Source organism: Citrobacter sp. RHBSTW-00524 (assembly GCF_013747755.1).
Taxonomy (GTDB): domain Bacteria; phylum Pseudomonadota; class Gammaproteobacteria; order Enterobacterales; family Enterobacteriaceae; genus Citrobacter; species Citrobacter braakii.
Genome location: NZ_CP056421.1, coordinates 1780723 through 1803337, shown reverse-complemented (window position 1 = coordinate 1803337; position 22615 = coordinate 1780723). Strand labels below are relative to the sequence as shown.

The 22615-nt window shown below is 51.6% G+C and carries 19 protein-coding genes, 1 tRNA gene and 1 pseudogene; 14 read left to right on the top strand and 7 right to left on the bottom strand.

What is annotated here, in order from left to right; genetic code table 11:
* Position 1: 1 nt before the first annotated feature.
* Entirely contained in the window at positions 2-1192 is a 1191-nt protein-coding gene (gene uxuA, locus HV229_RS08570; RefSeq protein ID WP_016156994.1) for a mannonate dehydratase, read from the bottom strand.
* Positions 1193-1394: 202 nt separating this feature from the next.
* Between uxuA and HV229_RS08565 the strand changes: the two genes are divergently transcribed.
* The 9 genes from HV229_RS08565 to yejF all read left to right on the top strand — a co-directional run bounded on the left by HV229_RS08565 (position 1395) and on the right by yejF (position 13056).
* Positions 1395-2861 (top strand): mannitol dehydrogenase family protein, encoded by a 1467-nt coding sequence (locus HV229_RS08565; protein WP_181547268.1) that lies wholly within the window; start codon positions 1395-1397, stop codon positions 2859-2861.
* A 119-nt stretch (positions 2862-2980) separates the two neighbouring features.
* On the top strand, positions 2981-3967 hold the full coding sequence (locus HV229_RS08560) for a GTP-binding protein (protein ID WP_181547267.1): 987 nt from the start codon (positions 2981-2983) through the stop codon (positions 3965-3967).
* Positions 3968-4002: 35 nt separating this feature from the next.
* Entirely contained in the window at positions 4003-4716 is a 714-nt protein-coding gene (locus HV229_RS08555) for a phosphatase PAP2 family protein (RefSeq protein ID WP_046275466.1), read from the top strand.
* A 413-nt stretch (positions 4717-5129) separates the two neighbouring features.
* Complete coding sequence (gene mepS / locus HV229_RS08550; protein ID WP_003027474.1) at positions 5130-5699, top strand: bifunctional murein DD-endopeptidase/murein LD-carboxypeptidase; 570 nt, start codon at positions 5130-5132, stop codon at positions 5697-5699.
* 172 nt (positions 5700-5871) lie between these two features.
* On the top strand, positions 5872-7431 hold the full coding sequence (locus tag HV229_RS08545; RefSeq protein WP_016153749.1) for a cyclic di-GMP phosphodiesterase: 1560 nt from the start codon (positions 5872-5874) through the stop codon (positions 7429-7431).
* 99 nt (positions 7432-7530) lie between these two features.
* A complete protein-coding gene (locus tag HV229_RS08540) occupies positions 7531-9345 on the top strand; it encodes an extracellular solute-binding protein (RefSeq protein ID WP_137380895.1) in 1815 nt (604 codons plus the stop codon).
* Positions 9346-10440, top strand: coding sequence for a microcin C ABC transporter permease YejB (locus HV229_RS08535; RefSeq protein ID WP_016153751.1), 1095 nt, complete (start codon positions 9346-9348; stop codon positions 10438-10440).
* Positions 10440-11465 carry an ABC transporter permease gene (locus HV229_RS08530; protein WP_016153752.1) on the top strand — a complete coding sequence of 342 codons (1026 nt, stop codon included), beginning with the start codon at positions 10440-10442 and terminating at the stop codon, positions 11463-11465. Before HV229_RS08535 ends, HV229_RS08530 begins: the two co-directional genes overlap by 1 nt.
* A 1-nt stretch (position 11466) precedes the next feature.
* A complete protein-coding gene (gene yejF / locus HV229_RS08525) occupies positions 11467-13056 on the top strand; it encodes a microcin C ABC transporter ATP-binding protein YejF (RefSeq protein WP_047500955.1) in 1590 nt (529 codons plus the stop codon).
* Positions 13057-13059: 3 nt separating this feature from the next.
* Here the strand turns inward: yejF and HV229_RS08520 are convergent, their stop codons facing one another.
* The 3 genes from HV229_RS08520 to rsuA form a co-directional block, all read right to left on the bottom strand.
* Positions 13060-13404, bottom strand: coding sequence for a YejG family protein (locus HV229_RS08520; RefSeq protein ID WP_029139605.1), 345 nt, complete (start codon positions 13402-13404; stop codon positions 13060-13062).
* A 333-nt stretch (positions 13405-13737) separates the two neighbouring features.
* Positions 13738-14928, bottom strand: coding sequence for a Bcr/CflA family multidrug efflux MFS transporter (locus HV229_RS08515; protein WP_016153755.1), 1191 nt, complete (start codon positions 14926-14928; stop codon positions 13738-13740).
* 15 nt (positions 14929-14943) lie between these two features.
* Entirely contained in the window at positions 14944-15651 is a 708-nt protein-coding gene (gene rsuA / locus HV229_RS08510; RefSeq protein WP_016153756.1) for a 16S rRNA pseudouridine(516) synthase RsuA, read from the bottom strand.
* Between the two features lie 150 nt (positions 15652-15801).
* On the opposite strand from rsuA, the gene HV229_RS08505 reads away from it, so the two are divergent.
* Positions 15802-17562 (top strand): DEAD/DEAH box helicase, encoded by a 1761-nt coding sequence (locus tag HV229_RS08505; protein WP_032931694.1) that lies wholly within the window; start codon positions 15802-15804, stop codon positions 17560-17562.
* 124 nt (positions 17563-17686) lie between these two features.
* Positions 17687-17971 carry a 50S ribosomal protein L25 gene (gene rplY, locus HV229_RS08500; protein ID WP_016153758.1) on the top strand — a complete coding sequence of 95 codons (285 nt, stop codon included), beginning with the start codon at positions 17687-17689 and terminating at the stop codon, positions 17969-17971.
* Positions 17972-18092: 121 nt separating this feature from the next.
* On the opposite strand, the gene yejK is transcribed toward rplY, so the two are convergent.
* Positions 18093-19100, bottom strand: a complete 1008-nt coding sequence (yejK, locus tag HV229_RS08495; protein WP_016157002.1) for a nucleoid-associated protein YejK — start codon at positions 19098-19100, stop codon at positions 18093-18095.
* Between the two features lie 134 nt (positions 19101-19234).
* Between yejK and HV229_RS08490 the strand changes: the two genes are divergently transcribed.
* The 3 genes from HV229_RS08490 to HV229_RS08480 all read left to right on the top strand — a co-directional run bounded on the left by HV229_RS08490 (position 19235) and on the right by HV229_RS08480 (position 21405).
* Positions 19235-19462 carry a YejL family protein gene (locus HV229_RS08490; RefSeq protein ID WP_003027506.1) on the top strand — a complete coding sequence of 76 codons (228 nt, stop codon included), beginning with the start codon at positions 19235-19237 and terminating at the stop codon, positions 19460-19462.
* A gap of 31 nt (positions 19463-19493) precedes the next feature.
* Positions 19494-21254: an LPS biosynthesis-modulating metalloenzyme YejM gene (gene yejM / locus HV229_RS08485; RefSeq protein ID WP_065554077.1), complete on the top strand. Its 1761-nt coding sequence runs from the start codon at positions 19494-19496 to the stop codon at positions 21252-21254.
* Positions 21255-21328: 74 nt separating this feature from the next.
* Positions 21329-21405: transfer RNA gene (locus tag HV229_RS08480), tRNA-Pro, on the top strand.
* 317 nt (positions 21406-21722) lie between these two features.
* On the opposite strand, the gene HV229_RS08475 is transcribed toward HV229_RS08480, so the two are convergent.
* Together HV229_RS08475 and HV229_RS08470 are read right to left on the bottom strand one after the other, a co-directional pair.
* Positions 21723-22040 (bottom strand): hypothetical protein, encoded by a 318-nt coding sequence (locus HV229_RS08475; RefSeq protein WP_094761810.1) that lies wholly within the window; start codon positions 22038-22040, stop codon positions 21723-21725.
* A 166-nt stretch (positions 22041-22206) separates the two neighbouring features.
* A pseudogene (locus HV229_RS08470) lies at positions 22207-22611 on the bottom strand (IS3 family transposase); the annotation flags it as partial.
* Between the last annotated feature and the right edge of the window lie 4 nt (positions 22612-22615).

The following is a 22615-nucleotide window of genomic DNA, read 5'->3' as shown; positions in this document are numbered from 1 at the left end:
CTTACAGCAGATCGCGGAACTGCGTTTGTTTTAACGCCAGCTCAACGCCGCGAACTTCCGCCAGCCCTTTCAGACGACCAATCGCGGAGTAGCCTGGGTTGGTTTTCTTGTGCAGGTCGTCAAGCATCTGGTGTCCGTGATCCGGACGCATCGGGATAGGACGCAAATCGCCCGCCTTTTTACGGCGCTGTTCTTCGCTCAGGATGGCAGCAACCACCGATACCATATCCACATCGCCTTGCAGGTGCGCACCTTCGTGGAAGGTTTTCGGGTTATCTTCACGGCAGGTGGAGCGCAGATGCGTGAAGTGGATTCGATCGCCAAAGGTTTCGATCATTTTCACCAGATCGTTATCGGCGCGCACGCCGTAGGAACCGGTGCACATGGTGAAGCCGTTATTGATGCTGTCGACGGTTTCTTTCAGCCACTGCATATCTTCGATAGTCGAAACAATGCGCGGCAGGCCGAGGATCGGACGCGGCGGATCGTCAGGGTGGACAGCCAGACGCACGCCGACTTCTTCCGCCACAGGCACAATCGCCCGCAGGAATACCGCCATATTATCGCGCAGATCGTCTTTGCTGATGCCGTCATATTCAGCGAGGCGCGCACGGAACTGATCCAGCGTATAGCCCTCTTCCGCACCGGGCAGGCCGGCAATGATATTGCGGGTCAGCTTTTCGATATCGGCATCGCTCATAGCATTGAAGTAATTCAGCGCCTGGCGTTGTTCTTCTGCGGTGTAATCCGCTGCGGCGCCAGGGCGCTGAAGAATATGCAGTTCGAAGGCTGCAAAAGCAATCTGGTCAAAACGTAGCGCTTTGGAGCCGTCCGGCAGCTGATATTCGAGATCGGTACGTGTCCAGTCGAGGATCGGCATGAAGTTATAGCACACGGTATCGATGCCGCAGGTCGCCAGATTACGGATACTCTGCTGATAATTGGCAATCCACGTTTGGTACTGGCCTGAACGCGTTTTGATATCTTCGTGGACAGGAATACTTTCCACCACCGACCAGGTCAGCCCTTTTTCAGCCAGAATAGCCTGACGCTGTTGAATCTCTTCTACCGGCCACACTTCACCGTTGGGAATGTGGTGCAAGGCGGTCACAACACCCGTTGCGCCAGCCTGACGCACATCATCAAGCGATACCGGATCGTTAGGTCCGTACCAACGCCAGGTTTGTTCCATTGTTTCACCCCACAAGTTGTTATACCAAATTAAACTACCTGAATGACGACTACCATACAGCCATCCCAGAGATGTTCAACAGATGGCCTATCATTGATTGATCCAGCTCACATTCCCCGGATAAATGAGGCACACCAATTCAATTTGCTGTCATATAACTTTATACTGCCATTGTTAATTAATGGTTAATCAGGTGTATTTAATGAAAACTATTGCCTCAGCGCCACTGGCGGAAAATGTCATGATGCCGCAGTACGACCGCCAAAAATTAAAAACGCGGATTGTACATTTTGGTTTCGGTGCTTTTCATCGCGCCCATCAGGCGTTATTAACCGACAGGGTGCTGAATGCGCAGGGCGGAGACTGGGGGATTTGCGAGATCAGCCTGTTCAGTGGCGATCGGCTGATGCGTCAGCTTCGCGAACAGGATCATTTATTTACCGTGTTAGAAAAAGGGGCTAACGGCAACCAGCCTATTGTTATCGGTGCCGTTAACGAATGCCTGAACGCCACACTGGATTCGCTGGCGGCCATTATTGAAAAATTCTGCGAGCCTCAGATCGCGATTGTCTCGTTAACCATCACTGAAAAAGGCTACTGCATCGATCCGGCGACGGGTTCGTTAGATCTCTCTAATGCGCGTATTATTCACGATCTGCAGACACCGGCTGAACCGCACTCCGCCCCCGGTATTATCGTTGAAGCGCTGCACCGCCGACGTGAACGTGGACTGCAGCCGTTTACCGTCCTCTCCTGCGATAACATCCCGGACAATGGTCATGTGGTAAAAAATGCCGTACTGGGGATGGCGGAAAAACGCTCTCCTGAGCTGGCGCACTGGATCCAGGAACACGTCAGTTTCCCGGGTACTATGGTGGATCGGATTGTTCCCGCCGCCACCGAAGAGTCGCTGGCTGAAATCGCCCATGAGCTGGGCGTTGCCGATCCTTGCGCAATCAGCTGCGAGCCGTTTATTCAGTGGGTGATTGAAGACAACTTTGTCTGTGGTCGTCCGCAATGGGAATCTGCGGGTGTCCAGATGGTCGAAAACGTCTTGCCGTGGGAACAAATGAAACTGCGGATGCTGAACGGCAGCCATTCGTTTCTCGCTTATCTCGGCTATCTGGCCGGATTCCAGCACATCAGCGACTGTATGCAAGATAGCGCATTTCGTGAAGCCGCTTACCGGCTGATGCTCACCGAACAGGCCCCCACGCTGCAAATTACCGATGTTGATTTAAACCAGTATGCCTTAAGCCTGCTGGACCGCTTTGCCAATCCGGCGCTGAAACACAAAACCTGGCAAATCGCGATGGATGGTAGCCAGAAATTACCCCAGCGAATGCTGGAAGGGATCCGCGTGCATTTAGCACGTCAAAGCGAGTGGCCGCTGTTGGCGCTCAGCATCGCAGGCTGGATGCGCTACGTGAGCGGTGTGGATGATTCAGGCGCTACGATTGATATTCGTGACCCGCTCAGTGAGAAAATTGCCGCTCTGGTGGCACAGAGCACTGAATCAGAACGCGTCAGCGCCCTGCTTTCGCTGCATGAGATTTTCTCCGCCGATCTCGTACAGAATCCGCAGTTTGTCGCGGTCATTCAGCAGGCCTGGCAACGTATTGCCCAATACGGTGCACATCAGGCTGTCATTGAAACGTTAAAAAATTAACGATTTCTGCCATTAAACAGGACGAAGCACGTCTTCGTCCCCTCACCCCTTCTCTTTTTCCCCATTTTTCGCCAGGATTGTTAAATGCCATTACGGTAATTTATGATTCTGGAGTAATTGTGACTAAAACCAATCTCATCACTGGTTTTCTCGGCAGTGGCAAAACCACCTCTATTCTTCATCTATTGGCGAACAAGGATCCCGCAGAGAAGTGGGCCGTGCTGGTCAATGAGTTTGGTGAAGTAGGTATTGATGGCGCCCTGTTAGCCGACAGCGGCGCATTGCTAAAAGAGATCCCCGGCGGCTGTATGTGCTGCGTTAACGGTCTACCGATGCAGGTTGGCCTCAATACGCTGCTGCGTCAGGGAAAACCCGATCGATTGCTGATTGAACCCACTGGCCTCGGACACCCTAAACAAATTCTGGATTTACTCACCGCACCGGTTTACGAACCGTGGATCGATCTGCGCGCGACCCTCTGTATTCTTGACCCCCGGCTGTTACTGGATGAAAAAAGCGTCGCCAATGACAATTTCCGCGATCAGCTGGCCTCCGCAGATATCATTGTTGCCAATAAAGCCGACCGCGCCACAGCGGAAAGCGAAAACGCCTTGCAAACCTGGTGGCAACACTACGGCGGTAATCGCCAGTTGGTTCATGCCGACCATGGGCAAATTGACGGGCAGTTACTGGATTTACCCCGACTAAACCTGGCAGAGCTTCCTGCAAGCGCAGAGCACGCCCATAGCCATGCAGACAAAAAGGGACTGGCGGCATTGAGTCTGCCGTCACAGCAGCGCTGGCGGCGCAGCCTGAACAGTGGCCAGGGCCATCAGGCCTGCGGTTGGATTTTTGACGCCGATACGGTGTTCGATACCATCGGTCTGCTGGAATGGTCTCGTCTTGCCCCCGTGGGGCGCGTGAAAGGTGTCATGCGTATAAAGGAAGGACTAGTGCGCATTAACCGCCAGGGAGAGGACTGGCATATTGAGACGCAAAACGTCGCGCCACCGGATAGCCGTATTGAACTCATCGCCGATACCGAGACCGACTGGAATACGCTACAGAGTGCATTGTTGAGACTTCGTTTAGACGCTAACGCGTAAGGTTGCCTTCGTTTTTATAGCAATGGTAAACGATGATGAAAACCCGATACCCTCTTATTCTCCTACTCAATATTGCGGGACTGGCGTTGTTTCTGTCCTGGTATCTTCCTGCCGGACATGGGATCTGGTCTTCATTGGATACGGGCGTTTTCCGCTTCTTTAACCAGAAACTGGTGGAAAGCCCGCTGTTCTTGTGGATTGTTGCTATCACCAATAACCGGGCATTTGATGGTTGCTCATTGCTGGCAATGGGCGCCTTGATGCTGCATTTTTGGCTGAAAGAAACGTCGGAAGGTCGCCGACGCATTGTCGCTATTGGCCTGGTTATGCTGCTCACCGCAGTGGTATTAAATCAGTTAGGCCAGGCGCTTATTCCCGTTAAACGCGCCAGCCCTACTCTGATGCTGGATAATATTTATCGCGTCAGCGAACTGCTGCATATTCCGACTAAAGATGCGTCCAGAGACAGTTTCCCCGGCGATCACGGTATGATGCTGCTTATTTTTTCCGCATTTATGCTGCGTTATTTCGGAAAAGTCGCCGGAATAATCGGCCTTATTATCGCTGTGGTTTTTGCCTTTCCACGCATAATGATTGGCGCTCACTGGCTCACCGATATCGTGATCGGTTCCATGACTGTCGTCTTGATTGGTCTGCCCTGGTGGCTAATGACACCGTTAAGCGACCGATTAGTCACTCTGTTTGCGAATTATCTGCCCGGTAAAAACAAACATTTTTTAAACAAATAACGCAGAGTAATTAACATCATCAGGGAAAACTCTGATTCCCTGATGATGCTTGTCGATATTTCATCATTCTGGCTGTCATTCTCTCGTCATCTTATTCATCTTTAAAATGATTGGGTTGCGTCTTTTTTATCCCGATTGTTCTTAATTTAGGCAATGCCGGTTATTCACTTTCTGTATCAATTTTTCTTATAAGAAATCACGTAAATTCACTCGCAATGACCGGACCGATCGGGTAATCTCGAACTCGTTTTGCCTCGCGGGATAATTATTCTCTTCAGGAATAAATTTGTGCGTTCTGCCACAGATTTGACCTTAAAGAATTGTCTCATCGTGCGATGGTAATTAGTCTCGTCACGTTTGGCATTTTTTATAACGATATTTATCGTTAAGGACTTCAAGGGAAAACAAACAAAATGGTCAAATCTCAACCGATTTTGAGATATATCTTGCGGGGCATACCCGCGATAGCAGTTGCGGTTCTGCTTTCTGCATGTAGCACAACGAACACCGCCAGGAATATGCATTCTGAGACGCATGCTGTGGGCAATGGAGATAACTCTTCACTGCAAGCCTCTCAGGATGAATTTGAAAATATGGTCCGTAATATCGATGTTAAATCACGTATTATGGACCAGTATGCTGACTGGAAAGGCGTGCGTTACCGCCTTGGCGGCAGCACCAAAAAAGGTATTGATTGTTCAAGCTTCGTACAACGTACGTTCCGCGAGCAATTTGGTTTAGAGCTTCCTCGCTCAACCTATGAACAACAGGAAACGGGTAAATCCGTTTCGCGCACTAACCTGCGCACAGGCGATCTGGTTCTGTTCCGTGCTGGCTCCACTGGCCGTCACGTCGGTATTTATATCGGCAACAACCAGTTCGTACACGCCTCGACCAGCAGCGGCGTTATCATTTCCAGCATGAACGAACCTTACTGGAAAAAACGTTACAACGAAGCTCGCCGGGTCCTGAGCCGCAGTTAATTTCGTTTGGCAGCTATCCCTTGGCTATCCTGATGAGACATTTTGAAAAGCACTGCTTCGGCGGTGCTTTTTTTTTGCTTTGTCTTGTGACTAAGAAAAATCTCACAAGGTGAGTCATTTCAGGTTATATTCATACAGAATAAGCGGTTAACTCAGGTAAACATAAGGAACTATGTTTAAACGCTCCTCTTCATCCAATCAGAAAATCCTGCTTTCCTGTATGTTAACGGGGCTTATCGTCGCGCTCCTGGTGAGTACCCTGCAATTTTTCGTGACCTGGCATAAACGAGACATTAAGTACGACACGCTCCTTTCCGATATCCAGAATTATGTCAGCAGCTACTTCGCCGATCTCAAATCCACCACAGATGACCTTCAGCCACTGGTCGCCAACAGTTGCCAACAAGTCGCTGCTCAACTGACCTCCAGCGCGGCCTTTAGCCTCAACGTTCGCGCATTTTTACTGGTCAAAAACGGCATTGCTTTCTGCTCCTCCGCAACGGGCGCAATGTTCACCCCGATTTTAGATCTGGTCCCAAGCCTCGATATCAGCAGAAATATTGATGTGGAATTACTCCCCGGTACGCCCATGATGCCGAACAAGCCGGCGATAATGATTTGGCACCGGAATCCATCGTTCACTGATAGCGGCGTGTTTACCTCACTGAATATTAATCTGGCCCCTTATCTGCTTTACACCGCCCGACAGGATGATTTTAACGGTATTGCCATAGTCGTCGGTGATAACGCGATTTCAACATTTTCATCACGGATTATTGATGCCTCCGCTCTGCCCCACTCTCACTGGCGGCAGGCGACCGTGGAAGGTATTCCGCTACAGATTCGTTTATATGCCGATGAGTGGACCTATACCGACATCTGGTATTCGATTATGTTGGGATGCATGGCGGGGATTATTGCCGCGCTTCTTCTCTGGTACTACATCTACACCATCCGTTTACGTCCGGGCAAAGATATCCTCAACGCTATCAAACATAACCAGTTTTATGTGGTGTACCAGCCCGTGGTAGAGGTGCAGACACTGGAGGTGAAAGGTGTAGAGGTGTTATTACGCTGGAATCATCCGACAACGGGTGAGATCCCACCGGATGCTTTTATTCACTACGCCGAATCCCAGAAAATGATTGTCCCGCTGACCCAGCATCTCTTTAAGTTGATAGCCCAGGACGCACCGATGCTGCAAAAAGTGTTACCCGCTGGTGCAAAATTGGGGATCAATATCGCGCCAACGCATCTGCACGGCGAGACGTTTAAAGACGACATTCATCACCTGCAGGCCTCGCTTCCCGCAAACCATTTCCAGATGGTGCTGGAAATCACCGAACGGGATATGCTTAATCAACACGAGGCCACAAAGCTTTTTGAATGGCTTCATTCAGCAGGTTTTGAAATTGCCATTGATGATTTTGGCACCGGTCATAGCGCGCTGATTTATCTGGAACGCTTTACCGTTGACTACCTGAAAATCGATCGCGGCTTTATTAACGCCATTGGAACAGAGACCCTGACCTCTCCGGTTCTGGACGCCGTGTTGACACTCTCTAAGCGTCTTAATATGCTGACGGTGGCTGAAGGGGTTGAAACGCCTGAGCAAGCCCGTTGGCTACGCGATCGTGGAGTGCATTTTTTCCAGGGATACTGGATTAGCCGACCATTAAAACTTGCTGATTTCGTGCGTTGGATGGCGCAGCCCAATAAGCCGACGTGGTGATCGCAGTATGCGAATCATATACTCTCACTCGCCGCCACATCCCTTATCTTTCAGGCATGATGCCCGTCGGGTTGTGGCAGGAAAAGGAAATCGCATTTAATGATCCCTCGCGTATTGCTGCTGTTTATCGCCCTCATCGGGTTTAGCGCCGAGGCGCAGTCCATCAAAGAAAGCTATGCTTTTGCCGTACTGGGCGAACCGAAGTACGCGTTTAACTTTAATCACTTTGATTACGTCAACCCTGCGGCCCCCAAAGGCGGGCAAATCACCCTCTCCGCCATCGGCACGTTCGATAACTTCAACCGCTATGCGATGCGCGGTAATCCCGGAGCACGTACCGAAACGCTTTACGATACGCTGTTTACTACCTCTGACGATGAACCTGGCAGCTATTATCCGCTCATCGCCGACAGCGCACGCTATGCTGATGACTATTCCTGGGTAGAAATCGCCATCAATCCGCGAGCGCGTTTTCACGATGGCTCACCCATTACTGCCAGCGATGTCGCATTCACCTTCCACAAATTTATGACTGAAGGCGTGCCGCAATTTCGCCTGGTCTACAAGGGAACAACGGTAAAAGCGATCGCGCCATTAACCGTACGTATTGAATTAGCCAAACCGGGTAAAGAGGACATGCTCAGCCTGTTTTCATTACCCGTGATGCCAGAGAAGTACTGGAAAGATCATAAGCTCAGCGATCCCTTATCATCGCCTCCGCTCGCCAGCGGTCCTTATCGCATCACGAAATGGAAGATGGGTCAGTACATTGTCTATTCGCGCGTCAACGATTATTGGGCCGCTAATCTGCCCGTCAACCGTGGCCGCTGGAACTTTGATACCATCCGCTACGACTACTATCTGGATGACAACGTCGCCTTTGAAGCGTTTAAGGCCGGGGCGTTTGACCTGCGTCTTGAAAACGATGCTAAAAACTGGGCGACACGTTATACCGGTAAAAATTTCGCGAATCATTACATCATCAAAGATGAGCAAAAAAACGAATCCGCCCAGGATACGCGTTGGCTGGCGTTTAATATTCAGCGCCCGGTGTTCAGCGACCGACGGGTGCGAGAAGCCATCACCCTGGCATTTGATTTTGAATGGATGAATAAAGCTCTGTTCTATAACGCCTGGAGCCGGACCAACAGCTATTTTCAGAATACCGAGTATGCCGCTAAAAATTACCCCGATGCAGATGAACTGGTAATACTTGCGCCCTTGAAAAAAGATCTCCCCCCTGAGGTCTTCAGCCAAATTTATCAGCCGCCGAAATCAAAAGGCGATGGCTACGATCGTGACAACCTGTTGAAAGCCGATGCCTTACTGGAGCAGGCCGGATGGGTACTTAAGGGACAACAGCGCGTAAACAGCGCCAACGGTAAACCTCTGAGCTTTGAACTGTTGCTCCCGGCGGGCAGTAACAGCCAGTGGGTGCTGCCGTTCCAGCACAACCTGCAGCGCTTAGGCATTACAATGAACATCCGCCAGGTTGATAACTCACAAATCACAAACCGGCTGCGCAGTCGTGACTATGACATGATGCCGAGATTGTATCGCGCAATGCCGTGGCCAAGTTCGGACCTGCAAATTCTCTGGGCCTCTGAATATATTGACTCCAGCTATAACGCCCCGGGCGTGCAAAGCCCGGTGATTGATAAACTGATCAACCAAATCATCGCGGCGCAAGGTGATAAAGCCAAACTAGTCCCACTCGGTCGGGCACTGGACAGGGTATTAACCTGGAACTACTACATGTTGCCGATGTGGTTTATGGCAGAGGATCGCATCGCCTGGTGGGATAAGTTTTCGCATCCAGCTATTCGCCCCATTTATACCATTGGTCTCGACAACTGGTGGTACGACGTTAACAAAGCGGCGAAACTGCCAGCAGCCAGACGGCAGGGAGACTAAATGGGCGCTTATCTGATTCGACGTCTGCTACTGGTGATCCCAACGCTTTGGGCCATCATCACCATCAACTTTTTTATCGTGCAGATTGCCCCCGGTGGTCCGGTTGAGCAGGCCGTCGCCGCTATTGAGTTCGGACAAAGCGGGGCATTACCCGGCGCGGGTAGTGAAGGCATTCGCGCCAGCCACGCGCAAACCGGCGTCGGCAATATCAGCGACAGTAATTACCGAGGCGGCCGTGGTCTTGACCCGGAAGTGATCGCCGAAATCACTCGCCGTTACGGGTTCGATAAGCCCATTCATGAGCGTTATTTCAAAATGCTCTGGGACTATATTCGTTTCGATTTCGGCGACAGTCTGTTTCGTAGCGCCTCAGTGCTGACGCTTATCAAAGACAGCCTGCCTGTTTCCGTCACGCTGGGGCTATGGAGTACGCTCATTATCTATCTGGTGTCGATACCGCTTGGGATCCGCAAAGCCGTTCACAACGGCAGCCGATTTGATGTCTGGAGCAGCGCATTCATTATTATTGGCTATGCCATACCGGCTTTTCTGTTTGCGATTTTACTGATTGTCTTTTTTGCCGGGGGCAGCTATTACGACCTGTTCCCGCTTCGCGGGCTAGTTTCCGCCAATTTTGATTCCCTGCCCTGGTATCAGAAAGTGACCGACTACCTTTGGCATATTACCCTGCCAGTGCTGGCGACGGTGGTTGGGGGGTTTGCCGCGCTAACCATGCTGACCAAAAACTCATTTCTGGATGAGGTACGCAAACAGTATGTCGTCACCGCGCGCGCCAAAGGGGTCAGCGAGAAAAACATTCTGTGGAAACATGTGTTTCGCAATGCCATGTTGCTGGTAATCGCTGGCTTCCCGGCAACGTTTATCAGCATGTTTTTTACCGGTTCGCTGCTGATTGAAGTGATGTTTTCGCTTAACGGTCTGGGACTACTGGGTTATGAATCCACCGTATCACGTGACTACCCGGTAATGTTTGGCACGCTCTATATCTTCACCCTGATCGGTCTGCTGCTGAATATCCTCAGCGACATCAGCTACACGCTGGTCGATCCCCGTATTGATTTTGAGGGACGCTAATGTCGCGATTAAGCCCCGTCAATCAGGCCCGCTGGGCGCGTTTTCGCCATAACCGTCGCGGCTATTGGTCGCTGTGGATTTTTCTACTGCTCTTCGGCCTTAGCCTGTGTTCAGAACTGATTGCCAATGATAAGCCGCTACTGGTGCGCTACGACAGTAGCTGGTATTTCCCCCTGTTCAAAAACTACAGTGAAAGCGACTTCGGCGGACCATTGGCGACCCAGGCTGATTATCAGGATCCGTGGTTACAGCAGCGCCTGGAAAACCGGGGCTGGATCCTGTGGGCGCCGATACGCTTTGGAGCCACCAGCATTAACTTTGCCACTGATAAGCCCTTCCCTTCCCCGCCTTCTGCACAAAACTGGCTGGGAACGGACGCCAACGGCGGTGATGTGCTGGCACGGATCCTCTATGGCACACGTATTTCTGTCCTGTTTGGATTAATGCTAACCCTGTGCTCCAGCGTGATGGGGATCATGGCTGGCGCAATCCAGGGCTATTATGGCGGCAAGGTGGATCTGTGGGGGCAACGATTCATTGAGGTTTGGTCAGGTATGCCAACGCTGTTTTTGATCATACTGCTGTCGAGCGTGGTCCAGCCAAACTTCTGGTGGCTACTGGGCATTACCGTGCTGTTTGGCTGGATGAGTCTGGTTGGCGTGGTACGCGCGGAATTTTTACGTACCCGAAACTTTGATTACATTCGTGCCGCTCAGGCGCTCGGCGTGAGCGATCGCAGTATTATTCTGCGCCATATGCTGCCCAATGCGATGGTCGCCGCCCTGACCTTTTTACCGTTTATATTATGCGCCTCGATCACCACTCTGACCTCGCTGGATTTTCTTGGCTTCGGCTTACCGCTTGGCTCGCCATCGCTGGGAGAACTCCTGTTACAGGGTAAAAACAACCTGCAGGCACCGTGGCTTGGCATCACCGCGTTCATCTCCGTTGCCCTGCTATTATCGCTACTGATATTTATTGGTGAAGCGGTACGCGACGCGTTCGATCCCAACAAGGCGATTTAAGATGACACAACCGCTGTTAGCTATTGAAAATTTATCGGTAGGTTTTCGCCAACAGGAGACCGTTCGCACCGTGGTCAATACCCTCTCACTGAGGGTTGAAGCCGGGCAAACTCTGGCGCTGGTGGGCGAGTCCGGTTCGGGTAAAAGCGTGACCGCACTTTCTATTCTACGGTTATTACCGACCCCTCCCGCAGTCTACCTTTCCGGCGACATCCGTTTTCATGGTGAATCATTGCTTCATGCCGATGAGCAGACGCTTCGCGGCGTTCGCGGGAATAAAATCGCCATGATTTTCCAGGAACCAATGGTGTCGCTAAACCCGCTTCACAACCTGGAAAAACAGCTGTATGAAGTGCTGTCGCTGCATCGGGGAATGCGTCGGGAGGCCGCGCGGGCAGAAATACTGACCTGTCTGGATCGGGTCGGCATCCGTCAGGCGGCCAAACGTCTCGCAGACTATCCGCACCAGCTATCCGGCGGTGAACGCCAGCGCGTGATGATCGCCATGGCGCTGCTTACGCGACCGGAGCTGCTTATTGCCGATGAACCGACCACCGCGCTGGATGTCTCCGTACAGGCGCAAATCCTGCAGTTGCTGCGGGAGCTACAGCGCGAGCTGAACATGGGATTACTGTTTATTACCCACAACCTCAGCATTGTGAAAAAACTCGCCGATACCGTTGCGGTGATGCAAAACGGCCAGTGCGTTGAGCAAAATCGAGCGGCACAGCTGCTCACTGCGCCAACGCATCCCTACACGCAGAAATTGTTAAACAGCGAACCTTCCGGCGATCCAGTACCTGTACCTGCCGGGCAAGCGCCATTGCTGGAAGTGGAAAAACTCTGCGTTGCCTTCCCCATCCGTAAAGGTATCCTGAAGCGCGTGGTGGACCATAACGTTGTGGTTAACAACGTCAGTTTTTCCCTCCGCCCCGGTGAAACGCTGGGGCTGGTCGGGGAGTCAGGATCGGGGAAAAGCACTACCGGGCTGGCGCTACTGAGGTTAATCACCTCACAGGGAAGCATTGTGTTCGATGGCCTGGCGCTGCATACCTTAAATCGCCGCCAGCTGTTACCGGTACGTCACCGCATTCAGGTCGTTTTTCAGGATCCCAACTCCTCGCTGAACCCGCGCCTGAGCGTGCTACAGATTATTGAGGAGGGACTGCGCGTTCATCAGCCAACCCTGTCAGCCGAGCAGCGCGAAGCGCAGGTGAAAGCGGTAATGGCGGAAGTGGGACTGGATAGCGAAACGCGGCATCGTTACCCGGCGGAGTTTTCCGGCGGTCAACGTCAACGCATAGCCATTGCCAGAGCCTTGATTCTCAAGCCTTCCCTGATCATTCTGGATGAACCAACATCGTCGCTCGACAGAACCGTACAGGCGCAAATCCTGACGTTGTTAAAGTCTTTACAGGAAAAGCATCGCCTGGCTTATATCTTTATCAGCCATGATTTGCACGTAGTACGCGCGTTATGCCATCAGGTTATTGTGCTAAGGCAGGGAGAGGTCGTGGAGCAAGGACAATGCGAGCACGTATTTAACGCGCCACAGCAGGCATATACGCGTCAGCTGCTCGCGCTAAGCTGACGCTCAAAACGGATTGTTATTTGAAAACGGCTCTGCGATGGCCACGCCGAAATTTTTCAGTCTGCAGGTCGCGGCAAATTCATCCTGACGATTCACAAACAGGCACGGCTCCCCTTCGCATTCCAACACGGAACAAGGTACCTCAATGTCGCTGAGGGCCTGGCTGAGTTTATGCATGACTGACCACGCGCTGTCACCATCAGGGCTAAGCAATTTGAGCGCCACCAGGCTGTTCTCATTGCTCTGACCGTTTTGCGGAATCGGTTCAACCTTTGAACCTGCGAAACCCACCGACCAACGATAGCACTGTGGCAGACGATGAACGATTGAGAGTTGTAATGTCATCACTTTCTTTCCCTGGAAGTACAATCACTTCACAATTATTTTACATCAATATTAACACATCATTGACAATACGTCTTTAAACAGTTCGTAAACGTTTACACCCTGACTTTATGCCACTTTCCGAACCAAATATTTAAATTTATTCAACGGTTCTGGCATATTTCCGCGCTATATGTACTCGTTTCTGCGATCTAACTCAACCTTTTTAACTACAATGATGTGACTTTTTACATAAATTGATTTTACATAAAATAAACATAAGCGGGGAAATTGATAGATTTTCGGTTGATGTACATCAACTCTGGAGGCCCTATCGCCCCCAGGTTGTGTAATAGATCACCGTTTTTTGGCGCGGCTGGCGTAGAGATAGAAGAGAATTGAACAGGTAGCGCAAAACGCTATCGACCAGATCATCGGCCAGGCCGAGTTAAAGGTCGCCAGTGATAGCAGCGCCCCAACGATGGCGCCAATGCCAAAACGGAACGTCCCTGCCAGCGATGACGCCGTTCCCGCCATATGTGGAAATTCATCCAGAATGACCGCCATGGCGTTGGATGACACCATCGACACGCAGCCAACAAACGCCGCAACGCCCACCACCAGCGCCCAGAAACCAACCCCGAACAGCGCGCTAAAGACCATCCAGCCCGCCATCACGAACTGGATCCACAGGCCAGTACGGAACATATTCAACGCCCCAACCCGACGAACAAAGCGGCTGTTGATGATGGTCATCACGAACAGGAAAACAATGTTCAGCGCGAAGTAATAGCCGAAATGCTGCGGTGAAACGTGGTTAATCTCAATGTAAACAAAAGGTCCGGCGCTCAGGAACGAGAACATCCCGGCAAAACTAAACCCACTGGCCAGCATATAGCTCAGTACACGCTTGTGGCGAAACAGCGAGGCAAAGTTGCCGAGAGTAGTACGCAAGCGAAACGGCTGGCGGCGCTCAACTGGCAAGGTCTCTTTGATAAGCGTAAAGATCATCACCGACGCCAGAATAGCCGCCACGGCGAGGATCCAAAAGATGTAGTGCCAGCTCAGCCATACCAATACCCAGCCGCCCACGATGGGTGCCAGTAAGGGTGCAATTGTCGTGACCAGCATGACAAATGACATCATGCGCGAAAACTCTTCCTTCGGATAGATATCGCGCATCAGGGCGTTGATAACCACGCTCGCCGCAGCCGCAGCCAGACCATGGAAGAAACGCATCACGATCAGCTGATCGATAGTTTGTGCCAGCGCACAGGCAACTGCCGCCGCCGCAAACACCAGCGTCCCGCCCAGAATCACCGGCTTGCGCCCAATGCTGTCAGCCATTGGACCATAGAGTAACTGCCCCACCGCGAACCCAAGAATATAGGTACTGAGGGTCATCTGCGCGCTACCTGCAGGCACACCAAACTGTTCAGAGATAACAGGTAGTGCCGGAAGATACATATCAATCGACAACGGCATCAGCATGGCTAACAAGCCAAGGATAAAGACAATGGCAATTGACGAGTTCTGCCGGGTGGTCACATTTAGCTCCTGAAATTAACGCGGGGTTAAGTTAACGCTGGCGATTTCTTCTTCGGTCAATGGACGGTATTCACCCGGCTCCAGATCCTCATCAAGCTTGATGTCACCAATCCGTTCACGGTGCAGTTCCACAACGTGGTTACCGACGGCGGCAAACATACGTTTAACCTGATGATAGCGCCCTTCGCTGATGGTCAATCGCACCTGAGTTGGCGTAATAACCTCCAGCACGGCCGGTTTGGTCAGGTCTTTCTCATTATGCAGTTGTACGCCATGGGCAAACTGTTCAGCGGTATCATCTGCCACCGGCGACTCCAGCGTCACCAGATAGGTTTTCTCACAATGGTGACGTGGCGAAGTGATGCGATGCGACCACTGTCCGTCATCGGTCATCAGCACCAGTCCGGTGGTGTCGATATCCAGACGCCCTGCCGCATGCAGTTTGTAGGCAACCGGCTCATCAAGGAAATAGAGCACTGTCGGGTGATCCGGGTCATCCGTTGAACAAACATAACCCTGAGGTTTATTCAGCATAAAATAGCGCGGGCCATTTTGTTGAATCAGGGAATTGCCGTCATATTCTACGTCGTGTTCTGGCAGCAGCTTAAAGGCACTGTTTTTGACGATTTCACCGTCGACGGTAACGCGGTTAGCACGGATCTCACGCCCGGCAATAGCGCGGCTGACGCCGAGTTGCTGAGCGATAAATTTATCAAGTCGCATGAGTGTGATTTTTGCCTGTAAAAAACAAGAAGCGGGATTGCGCCCGAAAAGTGGGACGATTATCCGCCCAGTATAGCGGCGTTACACCATCCCTCAAGGGAAATGATTCATGGCATACTATACATTGTTGCTGCTTACCTTAATGAGCCCATGATTTTTACTCTTCGCCCGTACCAAAAAGAAGCCGTGGATGCCACGCTCAACCATTTCCGCCACCATCGCACGCCAGCGGTTATCGTCCTGCCAACCGGTGCGGGAAAAAGCCTGGTGATTGCTGAACTGGCCCGCGTGGCGCGTGGTCGCGTGCTGATACTGGCGCACGTTAAAGAACTGGTCGCGCAAAACCATGCCAAATATCGCGCGTTGGGGCTGGAAGCCGATATTTTTGCCGCAGGTCTGAAGCGTAAAGAGAGCCACGGGAAAGTGGTATTTGGCAGCGTACAGTCGGTAGCGCGTAATCTTGACGCCTTTCAGGGAGAATTCTCGCTGCTTATCGTCGATGAATGTCACCGTATTGGTGATGATGACGAGAGTCAATATCAGCAAATCCTCACTCACCTGACCAAAGTAAATCCCCACTTACGCCTGCTCGGGCTTACTGCCACTCCTTTTCGTTTGGGCAAAGGCTGGATTTATCACTTTCATTATCACGGTATGGTGCGCGGCGACGAAAAAGCGCTGTTTCGTGACTGCATTTATGAATTACCGTTGCGTTACATGATTAAACACGGCTACCTGACGCCGCCAGAACGCCTCGACATGCCGGTAGTGCAGTATGACTTCAGCCGCCTGCAGGCGCAGAGTAACGGCCTGTTTAGCGAAACAGATCTCAATCAGGAACTGAAAAAGCAGCAGCGAATAACGCCGCATATCATCAGCCAGATTGTCGAGTTTGCCCAGACGCGCAAAGGGGTGATGATTTTCGCCGCCACAGTGGAGCACGCCAAAGAAATTCTGGGCCTGCTGCCTGCTGACGATGCCGCGCTAATCACCGGAGACACGCCTGGCGCAGAGCGTGATGTGCTGATTGAAGAGTTCAAAGCCCAGCGCTTTCGCTATCTGGTGAATGTGTCGGTCCTGACCACTGGCTTCGATGCCCCGCACGTCGACCTTATCGCCATTCTGCGCCCGACGGAGTCAGTTAGCCTTTACCAACAAATTGTCGGTCGCGGCTTGCGCCTGGCGCCGGGTAAAACCGACTGTCTGATCCTCGATTATGCCGGTAACCCACACGATCTTTACGCGCCGGAAGTGGGGGCACCGAAAGGGAAAAGCGATAACGTTCCGGTGCAGGTGTTCTGTCCCGCCTGCGGGTTTGCAAACACCTTCTGGGGCAAAACAACGGCAGACGGCACGCTGATTGAACACTTTGGCCGCCGCTGTCAGGGGTGGTTTGAAGATGATGACGGCCATCGCGAACAGTGTGATTTTCGTTTTCGTTTTAAAAACTGCCCACAATGCAACGCGGAAAATGATATCGCCGCCCGCCGCTGTCGGGAGTGCGACACGGTGCTGGTTGACCCGGATGACATGCTGAAAGCCGCGCTCAGGCTCAAAGATGCGCTGGTCCTGCGCTGTAGCGGCATGGTGTTACAAAACGGCCAGGATGAAAAAGGCGAATGGCTAAAAATCACCTATTACGATGAAGATGGTGCCGACGTTAGCGAACGCTTTCGCCTGCATACTCCCGCGCAGCGTACGGCTTTCGAGCAACTGTTTATTCGCCCGCACACCCGAACGCCCGGCATTCCCTTACGCTGGATAACCGCCGCCGATATCCTCGCCCAGCAGGCGCTGTTACGTCATCCTGATTTCGTGGTGGCGCGCATGAAAGGTCAGTACTGGCAGGTCCGTGAAAAGGTCTTCGATTATGAAGGACGCTATCGTCGGGCACATGAATTACGCGGTTAATCGTACTTTTGATTGATGTACCAGCCGTTTAAGTATAGAATCTCGCCCGCTTTTGCATACGCAAAGCAGATCACTTACCTGTTGCTGGGTCGCCTGTAGCAGGAATTATTAAAGAGAGATTTAAATGTTTACTATCAACGCTGAAGTACGTAAAGAGCAGGGTAAGGGTGCGAGCCGCCGCCTGCGTGCCGCTAACAAGTTCCCGGCAATCATCTATGGTGGCGCAGAAGCCCCGGTTGCTATCGAACTGGATCACGATGCAGTTATGAACATGCAAGCTAAAGCTGAATTCTACAGCGAAGTTCTGACCATCGTTGTTGACGGTAAAGAAGTTAAAGTTAAAGCTCAGGCTGTACAGCGTCACCCGTTCAAGCCGAAGCTGGCACACATCGACTTCGTTCGCGCGTAATCGCTTACAAGTTGAAAGAAAAACCCCGCCTCGGCGGGGTTTTTTTATGGGATTTTGTTGGCGGTAAAGATGAATCACGCAAGCCGGATAAGGCGTTAACGCCCCCATCCGGCAAACGGCTTTATTTCCCGCCCGAGGTACGACGCTGTAGCTGATCGCGCAGGTTCGGCGGCGTACCTTTGATGGTCAAAGTATCTGTGGCTGGATCCCAGAAAATACGCTCACCCAGTAACATGGCGTCGAAGTTGATGGTTAACCCGCCGCCGCTTCCGGCAAATTTGGTTAACTGGCGCAGCGTGCTGCGATCTGCCGGGAAGCTCTCTTCCAGTTCGTAGCCTTTATCAGCGGTAAATTCGCTGAAGCTGACTTCACTGACGCCGGAAAGCTCTTTGGACAGCGACTCCAACTCGATCTCTTCACCGGCCTGCAGTTGCTCGTTACAGTAGCTGTACACCTGCTGACGCACGTTCTGGCGTTCAGCTTTATCGAGTTGCGCCTCTGCAGTAAAGTCATCGACCGCCTGCAACAGGCCGCGGTTTTGCGCTTTGGCGTTAAGCCCCTCGCTGGCACCCAGGAAGTCCATAAAGAAATCGGCGACTTTGCGCCCTACCCGCCCTTTCAGGAACGTCAGATAGCGCGTGGACTCCGGGTTGGTTTCCCACTCGGTTAAATCAATACGCGCCACGATATCCGCATGATTGATATCCAGATAGTGCGTCGGGTTGATATCCAGATTTTCATTGACGCGCATACTGCTTAAATTGTTCAGCACGGCGACCAGCAGATACTCTACCGCCAGATAGCGGTAATGGCAGAACAGGACAATGCCGCCATCAGCAAAAGGATATTTCGCCAGTTCGTCTCGCAAGCGCCCAGTCGCTGCACGACTAAAGGCCAGAAAATCCTCTTCGCCCTGACGCTGTAAACGCAGCGTTTGCGCCAGTTCACTCTCTGCGCTAAACAGGCCATAAGCTTTATTCTTGGCGCTGTACACCCGATGCAACTCAGCCATCATATCGACAACGGTCGCTGTCGGTTCCAGTAATGAATCGCGCAAGACCAGCTCAAGGTTCTGCTCGTCACGTTTGATAAGCTGGTGCAGGGCAATCTGGTTGATATCCAGACTCATGATAAACTCTCCTTTTAGACCGGGCGGTATTCAACCACCTGCCGGGCAGTGACGCAATAGAAGATAAAAAAGCAGAAAAAAAACTGTCTGTACGGTAATATGTTGCCCTTTCATGAACAGACTGATTTCGATTTATGCCACAAATTTCCCGCTATAGTGACGAACACGTTGAACAACTGCTGAATGAGATGCTCAACGTACTGGAAAAACATAAGGCGCCGACCGACCTTTCCCTGATGGTACTGGGAAATATGGTGACTAACCTTATCAATACAAGCATCGCACCGGCCCAGCGCCAGGCGATTGCCAACTCTTTTGCCCGCGCATTGCAGTCTTCGGTAAACGACGACCAAGCGCATTAAGAGCCTGCTCCGGGGAAACGAACAACAGTTTATGGTAACTCATCGTCAACGCTACCGTGAGAAAGTCTCCCAGATGGTTAGCTGGGGGCACTGGTTTGCCTTGTTCAACATTCTGTTGGCCATGGTGCTCGGTAGCCGTTACCTGTTTGTCGCCGACTGGCCGACAACCCTTGCAGGTCGTGTTTATTCCTACCTGAGCGTTGTCGGGCATTTTAGCTTTCTGGTGTTCGCCACCTATCTGCTGATCCTGTTTCCCCTGACGTTTATCGTCATGTCCCAGAGGCTGATGCGATTCTTATCAGCTATTCTGGCGACGGCTGGCATGACGCTGTTGCTAATCGACAGCGAAGTTTTCACCCGCTTCCACCTGCATCTCAATCCGATCGTCTGGGAACTGGTCATCAACCCAGACCAGAATGAAGCGGCGCGTGACTGGCAGCTGATGTTTATCAGCGTACCGGTTATTCTGTTAATTGAAATGCTGTTTGCGACCTGGAGTTGGCAAAAGCTGCGCAGCCTGACGCGTCGTCGCCATTTTGCCAAACCGTTAGCAGCATTCTTCTTCGTTTCCTTTATCGCCTCGCACGTGGTGTATATCTGGGCGGATGCCAATTTCTATCGCCCGATTACCATGCAGCGTGCGAATCTGCCGCTCTCCTACCCGATGACGGCACGTAAATTCCTGGAAAAACATGGCCTGCTGGATGCGCAAGAGTATCAGCGACGCCTGATCGAACAGGGCAATCCGGAAGCGGTTTCCGTGCAGTACCCGCTCAGCGAACTGCGCTATCGCGATATGGGCACCGGTCAGAACGTGCTGCTGATTACCGTCGACGGTCTGAACTACTCACGCTTTGAAAAACAGATGCCTGCACTGGCTGAATTCGCCGGGCAGAATATCTCGTTTACGCGTCACATGAGCTCAGGCAACACCACGGATAACGGCATCTTTGGCCTGTTCTATGGTGTTTCGCCAAGCTACATGGACGGCATTTTGTCGACCCGTACGCCTGCGGCGCTGATTACAGCACTGAACCAGCAGGGTTACCAGTTAGGGCTATTCTCCTCGGATGGCTTTACCAGCCCGCTGTATCGCCAGGCGCTGCTGTCAGACTTCTCCATGCCAAGCGTACAAACGCAATCTGACGAACAAACCGCAAGCCAGTGGATTAACTGGCTGGGACGCTACGCGCAGGAAGATAACCGCTGGTTCTCGTGGGTCTCCTTTAACGGGACGAACCTTGATAACAGCAACCAGAAGAACTTTGCCAAACGCTATGCCAGCGCCGCTCAGGATGTGGATGCCAATATTAACCGTGTTCTTAGTGCCCTGCGCGACTCCGGTAAACTGAACAACACAGTGGTGATTATTACCGCGGGTCGGGGCGTGCCGCTGACTCAGGAAGAGAACAATTTTGCCTGGTCGCGTGGCCATCTGCAGGTTCCGCTGGTTATTCACTGGCCGGGAACGCCTGCCCAACGCATCAATAGCCTGACCGATCATACAGACCTGATGACAACGCTCATGCAGCGCCTGCTGCACGTCAGCACGCCTGCTAACGAATACTCGCAGGGGCAGGATCTGTTCAATGCAAACCGCCGCCATTACTGGGTTACCGCCGCCGACGGCAGCACGATGGCCGTTACCACGCCAGAGATGACGCTGGTGCTGAACAACAACGGTAATTATCAGACCTATGATTTACGCGGCGAAAAAATAAAAGATCAGAAACCGCAGCTAAGCCTGCTGCTACAGGTTCTGACGGATGAGAAACGATTTATTGCTAACTGATTAATTATAAATCACTTAGCGATGCTTCCCCTTGCATTCGCAGCGGAAAGCAGTAGTATTAGCAGCCATAGCGTCGGCACGTAGCGCAGCCTGGTAGCGCACCGTCATGGGGTGTCGGGGGTCGGAGGTTCAAATCCTCTCGTGCCGACCAACTAATACCCTATTTTCAACAAGTTAGTTATGTAGTTGGAAATCTAATCGGGGCTAGGATTTTGTGTATGCACACTTGATCTTTTGCCCCGACACTTCTACATAAATCCCTTGCATTGTCAATTCGCACTTTGTGAAGTTCATTACAAATATTACGCCACTATGACAGGTGCAAAAAATCAATCGAGCTTTTCAGCCCTCAACACCGTGAAGAGCAGGACACTGTAAAAGGGAATTTATTTGAGGAGAATCAAAACCGCAGAACCCCACAGGAACATTTCTATGGGGCGGCTTTGATATTCTTGAATGGAGTACAAATCAATAGGTGTTGCACACAACGCCATTACCCATAGGGTTGCAGGTTGTCGTAGTCATAGTCGGTGCTGCTGGTTGCTGCTGCTGTTGCACGGCTTGTTGCTGCTGCATTTGCTGGTTCGCCGCATTCAATCCATTCGTAAGACCTTGCATATCAGCGGCAGCGTAACAAGCCGCCTTATCACCGCTATCGCACATCGCCATTACCTGACCAACTGATTTAAAAGCATAACGACTGTTCCACATGCTATTAGGGTCATTTGTACAACCGCTGAGTACAACTAAAGAAACTGCCGCCATCATCAATAACTTAATCTTCATTTTTATTAACACCTAAGGAATTACCTAGACAATGTAAATTAATGTAAATCGAAACATTTTGTAAAGTTGTGATCTGAATCAATAGAAAATAATTAATCACGCTCCGTAAATACATAACCCATGCACTGTAAAGTAGTAACCCTGTCAGGATTCATTGCCACGAATTAAGCTGCTTAGGCTCTGTCACTGCGAACTGCCGCTCAAGGTGATTCGGGATAGCGATGTGTTCATGACCGCCGCGCTTATAACGGTGAGTAGGCTGCTGACAACTCACCAGCCCCAGCTCTTTCATGAGTCTGCCGGCAAGCCATCGTCCCATCCGGAAACCTCTCAGCGTTGCCATGGTCGCGATACTTCTTGCGCCAGCAGAGCCATGGCTGATGTTATGCAGCTCCAGAACCTGGCTGTGTAATACAGCCCGCCTGCCGTCTGGCTTTTCAGGACGGTTTTTCCAGTATTTGTAGCTGCTGCGATGAACCCCGAACACGTGGCAGAGTGTGGCCACTGGATAACGCGCCCTGAGCTTCCCGATTAACGAGAATTGTTCAGGGAGTCTGACATCAAGAGCGCGATTG